This is a genomic window from Ruegeria marisrubri (assembly GCF_001507595.1).
Classification (GTDB): domain Bacteria; phylum Pseudomonadota; class Alphaproteobacteria; order Rhodobacterales; family Rhodobacteraceae; genus Ruegeria; species Ruegeria marisrubri.
This window is the reverse complement of the sequence record NZ_LQBQ01000014.1, coordinates 1-6,204: the sequence shown is the minus strand read 5'-3', so window position 1 is coordinate 6,204 and position 6,204 is coordinate 1. Positions and strand designations below refer to the sequence as shown.

At 59.6% G+C, this 6,204-nt stretch carries 6 protein-coding genes and 2 pseudogenes; 7 read left to right on the top strand and 1 reads right to left on the bottom strand.

Features of this window, described 5'->3' with window-relative positions; genetic code table 11:
* Nucleotides 1-224 precede the first annotated feature (224 nt).
* The 6 genes and pseudogenes from AVO45_RS10600 to istB all read left to right on the top strand — a co-directional run bounded on the left by AVO45_RS10600 (nucleotide 225) and on the right by istB (nucleotide 5,035).
* Nucleotides 225-833: an NAD(P)H-dependent oxidoreductase gene (locus AVO45_RS10600; protein WP_068346782.1), complete on the top strand. Its 609-nt coding sequence runs from the start codon at nucleotides 225-227 to the stop codon at nucleotides 831-833.
* Nucleotides 820-1,536: a glutathione S-transferase family protein gene (locus AVO45_RS10595; RefSeq protein ID WP_068346780.1), complete on the top strand. Its 717-nt coding sequence runs from the start codon at nucleotides 820-822 to the stop codon at nucleotides 1,534-1,536. The genes AVO45_RS10600 and AVO45_RS10595 overlap by 14 nt, the downstream gene beginning before the upstream one ends.
* Before the next feature lie 3 nt (nucleotides 1,537-1,539).
* Nucleotides 1,540-2,124, top strand: a complete 585-nt coding sequence (locus tag AVO45_RS10590) for a carboxymuconolactone decarboxylase family protein (protein ID WP_068346778.1) — start codon at nucleotides 1,540-1,542, stop codon at nucleotides 2,122-2,124.
* Entirely contained in the window at nucleotides 2,054-2,734 is a 681-nt protein-coding gene (locus AVO45_RS10585; RefSeq protein WP_240482119.1) for a low temperature requirement protein A, read from the top strand. Before AVO45_RS10590 ends, AVO45_RS10585 begins: the two co-directional genes overlap by 71 nt.
* Nucleotides 2,735-2,792: 58 nt before the next feature.
* The gene (istA, locus tag AVO45_RS10580; protein WP_082688751.1) at nucleotides 2,793-4,283 is read left to right on the top strand and encodes an IS21 family transposase; all 1,491 of its coding nucleotides are present in this window, start codon (nucleotides 2,793-2,795) and stop codon (nucleotides 4,281-4,283) included.
* Nucleotides 4,280-5,035, top strand: a pseudogene (gene istB / locus AVO45_RS10575) (IS21-like element helper ATPase IstB). The gene istA and the pseudogene istB overlap by 4 nt, the downstream one beginning before the upstream one ends.
* Before the next feature lie 83 nt (nucleotides 5,036-5,118).
* On the opposite strand, the gene AVO45_RS10570 reads toward istB, so the two are convergent.
* Nucleotides 5,119-5,682 carry an AMP-binding protein gene (locus AVO45_RS10570; RefSeq protein WP_068346776.1) on the bottom strand — a complete coding sequence of 188 codons (564 nt, stop codon included), beginning with the start codon at nucleotides 5,680-5,682 and terminating at the stop codon, nucleotides 5,119-5,121.
* Between the two features lie 357 nt (nucleotides 5,683-6,039).
* Here AVO45_RS10570 and AVO45_RS20030 point away from each other — a divergent pair.
* Nucleotides 6,040-6,204 (top strand): annotated as a pseudogene (locus tag AVO45_RS20030) (helix-turn-helix domain-containing protein); the annotation flags it as partial.

The following is a 6,204-nucleotide window of genomic DNA, read 5'->3' as shown; positions in this document are numbered from 1 at the left end:
GATCCGCATGCCCTTTTCGATCGCGCAAGGTTCAAAACAGGCCTCATAGACCTGCCGCCTTCCCTGGGCGTCGTCTTCGACTCTTGCACGCATGTGGTGTCTCCGTTGCTGTTTTTTAAGGTTACCAAAAGTATACTGGTTGATTTCAGTTCCTTGCAATCGCTATTTCCCCTCGAACGGGCCGCGAGTCAAGTGGGGCCCGCCGAAACACAAAGGAACCGACCATGAGCAACATCCTGATTCTGAACGGGGCACAGCCCTATGAATTCGCACCCGGCACGCTGAACGCCACACTGGTGGACCGCGCCCGCGCCTTTCTCGAGTCGCAGGGGCACACCGTGCGTGTGACCACCGTGGCCGAAGGCTACGACGCCAATGCCGAGGTCGAAAGCCACATCTGGGCCGACACGGTCATCATGCAATTCCCGATCAACTGGATGGGCGCGCCGTGGTCGTTCAAGAAATACATGGACGAGGTCTACACCGTCGGCATGGACGGCCGCCTGACCAACGGCGACGGCCGCAGCCCCGAGGCGCCCAAGAAAAACTATGGCATGGGCGGCGCGCTGACCGGCACCAAATACATGCTGTCAGTCACTTTCAACGCCCCGCGCGAGGCTTTTGACGACGCGTCAGAGCCGTTCTTCCGGGGTGGCAGCGTCGACGATCTGCTACGACCGATGCACTTGAACGCCCGGTTCTTCGACATGACACCGCTGCCAACCTTTGCCGCTTTCGACGTGATGAAGAACCCGGAAGTCGAGGCCGATTTCGCCCGGTTCGATGCCCATCTGGGTGCCGTATTCGCGGAGGCCGAAAATGTCGCGGCCTGACATCGTTCTCTACACCGCGAACACGATGAACGGGTGGAAGCCGCTCATCTTCCTGCACGAGGCCGAGATCGACTATGAGTTGGTTAATGTCGACTTCTCGAAGAAGGAGCAGCACGCTCCCGACTACGTGAAGATGAACCCGAACGGCAAGATCCCGACGATCTGGGACCGGTCCGAGGAACGCGCGATCTTCGAGAGCGGCGCGATCCTGTGGCACCTGGCGGAAAAATATGGGCGGTTCCTGTCCGACGATCCTGTGGAGCGGTCCGAGACGCTGCAATGGCTGTTTTTCCAGGTCGGCCATATCGGCCCGATCATGGGACAGGCGATGTTCTTTCAGCGCATCGCCAAGCCCAATGGCAATGAAGTGCCCTATGCCATCGACCGCTACGTGACCGAAAGCCGCCGGTTGCTTGAGGTGCTGGATACGCGGCTCAAGGGCCGCGATTGGCTGGTGGGCAGCGAGATGTCGATTGCCGACATCGCCACCTATCCTTGGGCGCGCAGCTATTTCTGGGCAACCGTGGATATAGAAGGCTTGCCCAACCTTCAGGCCTGGTTCGACCGGCTCGATGCAATGCCGAAAGTGCAGGAGGCTCTGCAATTGCCCGAGCCACGTCCGTCGGCCTTCGGCAAGGGCGATATCGCGGCGGCGGCCAAGGCGAATGCCGCGCGGTTTGCTTCTGACGTAAAGAAGGACTGAACTATGCTCGACACAGACGCTACCGACACCGGTTTTACCTATCACACCAAGGACACCGCTCCCGAGGCTTCGAAACCGCTGATTGATCAGACCGTGGCCGAATTCGGCGGGCTGATCAGCCTGCACGCGCTGTTTGCCGAAAGCCCGGTGACTTACGAAGCTTACCACAAGGTGTTCGGCCTGTTCCTGAAACACAGCTCGTTCACCCCGCTTGAGGCACAGGTGGTCTTCATGACCTCGAACTTCATCAATCGCTGCCATTACTGCATGGCCGGGCACACGATGATGATGAAACGGGCCAAGATGCCCGATGACATCATCGACGATCTGCGCGAAGGCCGAACGCTGGCCGACCCCAAGCTGGCGGCATTGCAAAGCTTTGCCCGAGAGTTGCTTGAGAAGCGCGGCCATATCGGCGACGACCGCCTGCAGGCGTTTCTGGATGCGGGCTATGACCGCAAGGCGGCGCTGGACGTGCTGACGGGACTGGCAGCCAAGCTGATCTCGAACTTCACCAATGCACTGGCCCACACGCGACTGGATCGCGGCATGGACAAATACGCCTGGGTGCATCCTAACGATCGTTGATCTCTTTTACCCCGCCCCGGTTGGGGCGGGCCATCCAATAGCGGAAAGACCCCCGGACATGGCCCTGAATGATCACCCGATGTGGCGGAAACCACAGCATCACCACGATCTTGAGAACACCCATGACCACGTCCACTGGGTCGAGCTGTTCTACGACCTTATACATGTGGTGACGATCTTCCTTTTGGGGAACTACCTGTCGGATCATCTGGATCTCGAAGGATTTTTGATCTTTGCCGGTGTTTTCATTGCCCTTTGGTATGCCTGGGGCGAGCTGAGCATCTTCAACTCCATCTATGTCAGCACCGATTTCTGGCACCGGATCATCATGTCCTTGATGATCTGCACCGTTATGTTCATGGCCGCTGCGATCCCGGCCATCGATGGCAAAGGCTGGACGTTCTTTGTGCTGGGCTTCGCGGTCAATCGCCTGTTGATGGCCGCCCTGTATTTCCGAGCGCGTCGCACCAACGCCGCGAGCAAATCGTTCTGCAACGAACAGATTCGCAATTTTCTGATCTTTGCCGTGATTTTCGCGGCAACGGCTGAGAGCGGCGGTGAGAAAGTCGACCACGGTAGCGGTGGGATGAGCCTGCTGCGGGCGGCGTAAAAGTCGTCCACCTTTGCCCTTCCTTATTTAACGGAGGGAGGGCGGGAGGATCTTCACCGTGGATTTGTATCGCAAGGTTCGTCTGGCCTGTGCCGAGGGCATGAGCCAGCGTGAAGCGGCCCGGCATTTCGGGATATCTCGTGACAGCGTTCGGAAGATTTTGGCGTTTTCGGTTCCGCCTGGCTATCGGCGCTCAGCGCCGATCCGGCGGCCCAAACTGGATGGGTTCACTGGAATCATCGATCAATGGCTTTCGGAAGACCGGGGCAGACCACGCAAGCAGCGGCATACGGCCAAGCGGATCTTCGAGCGGTTGCGCGACGAGCATGGCTTTGCGGGCGGCTATACTATCATAAAAGACTATGTCCGCGAGCACGGTCGGCGGCATCGCGAAGTGTTCGTTCCTCTGACGCACACGCCGGGTCATGCCCAGGCTGATTTCGGCGAAGCGGTGGTGGTGATCGGCGGTGTCGAACAGAAGGCCCATTTCTTTGCCCTGGATCTGCCCCACAGCGATGCCTGCTACGTCCGTGCATATCCGGCGGCGACAGCGGAAGCCTGGATGGACGGCCACGTCCATGCCTTCGCGTTCTTCGGTGCCGTACCGCGGTCGATCCTCTACGACAACGACCGCTGCCTGGTGGCAAAGATCGAACCGGATGGAACCCGCAGGCGTGCGCGGCTGTTCAGCAAGATGCTGTCCCACTACGTGATCCGGGATCGCTACGGGCGGCCCGGCAAGGGGAACGACAAAGGATCGGTCGAGGGCTTGGTCGGTTATTCCCGGCGCAACTTCATGGTGCCGATCCCGAACTTCCCCACCTGGGACGCCTTCAACGATTGGCTCGAAGAGCAATGCCGGAAGCGGCAATCAGACAAGCTGCGCGGGCACAACGAGACGATTGGCGAGAGGCTCCAACGCGATCTGGACGCGATGGCGACGCTTCCTGCACTCTCCTTTGAAGCCTGCGACCAGACATCGGGCCGTGTCAGCTCGCTCGCGTTGGTGCGCTACAAGACCAACGACTATTCCGTGCCGGTTGCCTACGGGCACCGCGATGTCTGGATCCGGGCCTATGTCGACCGGGTGGTGATCGGCAGTGGTGGGGAAGTCATCGCTCGGCATCTCCGCAGCTACGACCGCGAGGATATGGTCTTCGATCCAGTCCACTACCTGCCTCTCATCGAGAAGAAGATCGGTGCCTTCGAGCAGGCGGCACCGCTCGCGGGGTGGGACCTGCCCAAGGCATTCGCCACCCTGCAACGGCTGATGGAGGCGCGTCTCTTGAAGGCTGGTCGGCGCGAGTATGTGCAGGTTCTCCGGCTGCTCGAGACCTTCGAGATGGAGGAAGTTCACGCCGCGGTGCGAACCGCGCTGCGGATGGGTGCGATCAGCTTCGATGCGGTGAAGCACCTAGTGCTGTGCCAGGTCGAACGACGGCCACCGAGGCTCGATCTGGACGGCTATCCGTACCTGCCTCGAGCCAGGGTCGCGACGACATCCCCTGCGAGCTACATGTGCCTGACGGCGGCGGGCCAGGCGTCATGACGGAAGCGCCGCAGATCCTGTTGAACCACCAGCTCAAAAAGCTGAAGCTGCCGACCATCCTTCGGTAATACGACAAGCAGGCGCGGCTCTGTGCTGCCGAAAGGCGTGACCATGTCCAGTTCCTGGCCCGTCTGATCGAGCTGGAGCTCATCGACCGTGAACGGCGCATGATCGAACGCCGGATCAAGGCGGCGCGGTTCCCGGCGGTCAAGAGCCTCGACAGCTTCGACTTCACTGCTATCCCGAACCTCAACAAGATGCAGGTCCTGGAGCTCGCCCGTTGCGAATGGATCGACCGCTGCGAGAACGTGATTGCGCTTGGCCCAAGCGGCACCGGCAAGACCCACGTGGCGCTTGGTCTCGGCCTAGCCGCTTGTCAAAAGGGGATAGCCGTCCGCTTCACCACCGCCGCCGCCATCGTTCACGAGTTGATGGAAGCCCGCGACGAGCGCCAACTCCTGCGGCTTCAGAAGCAGCTGGTGAAGCAGAAGCTGCTGATCATCGACGAACTCGGCTTCGTCCCTCTCAGCAAGACTGGCGCTGAGCTGCTGTTCGAACTGATCTCCCAACGTTACGAGCGCGGCTCCATTCTGATCACCTCGAATCTACCGTTTGACGAATGGACCGAAACCTTTGGATCAGAGCGCCTCACAGGGGCTTTGCTCGACCGCCTGACACACCATGTCAGCATTCTGGAGATGAATGGCGACAGCTACCGCCTCGCTCAAAGCAAGGCCCGGCAGAACTCCTGAACCAAGACCGAGTTTGGTCCTCGCGGACCAAGGTGCCTTGGCAACCGTCAGCAATATGGGGAGCACGTTTGCCAAGGCACCGGTCACGCCCAGAATGGCCGACTTTTGCTCCGCCCCGTGGCCGGATTTTGCGCCGCCGTTGACATGGCAACGGGCTGCGGCAAGCCGCTGCCGACCACACAGACCTGCTCAACATGCTCGTCTTCGAACACCAGGCTTTCGATCGGGACCGGAGCGACATATTTCCCTTTGCCCGTCTTGAAGATGTCTTTCACACGCCCGGTGATCCGCAGGTATCCGTCACTGTCGATTTCGCCCTTGTCACCCGTGTGCAACCATCCGTTCGACAACACCTCTTCCGTTTTCTCAGGCTCCTTGTGATAGCGGGGAAACACGCCGTCACCACGAATAAGGATCTCACCTTCGGCCGATATCCTGATTTCCGTTCCGGGTATTGGGTCGCCAATCGTACCCACCTTGTCGGTGCGATAGGGGTAGTTGACGGTCGAGGCGCCACCGGTTTCGGTCATGCCCCAGCCTTCGCTGATGTTGATCCCCAGCCTTTCAAACCAATGCAGGATGGCAGGCGAAATCGGAGCCGAGCTGGAGATGCAAATACGGGCGTTCTGCAGGCCAAGCTGGGTCACTACCAACGTCGCCTCCGTTCCAAATCTACACTTGGAAACGGACTCGCAGATCACGCCGCAATCCGGAAGGTGGGGCCAGAACAGCGCTTACCGTTCATACCAGTTGGCTGCCGATACACGAAACGGCCGCTTTTTCCCTCGTAGTACACCAACACCATTTGCGGACACCCCCAAAGTTTTCTGAGTGAAGGGCTTGAAACCGGTGTGCACGCTTGTTGGGCGTTGCATCCCGCGTCTACGCCCGGAATACGTCGTTTGAAGCCGAACGCAAATCCGTTGGCTAACTTCTCAGGAGTGGAGTAGCCCCCTGAAAGTGGTCCACCAACTAGGATTATCCCACAAACTGGAGGATCAGCGATGGCTGGAAAACGTGAGAAGCCCGAAGAGATCGTATCGAAGCTTCGTCAGGTTGAAGTCCTGCAAGGCAAGGCGCGACGATTGCTGAGGCGGTGCGCCAGATCGGCGTGACGCAGCAGACGTTCTATCGGTGGCGGAAGCTTTATGGTGGGATGCAGCGGTCTC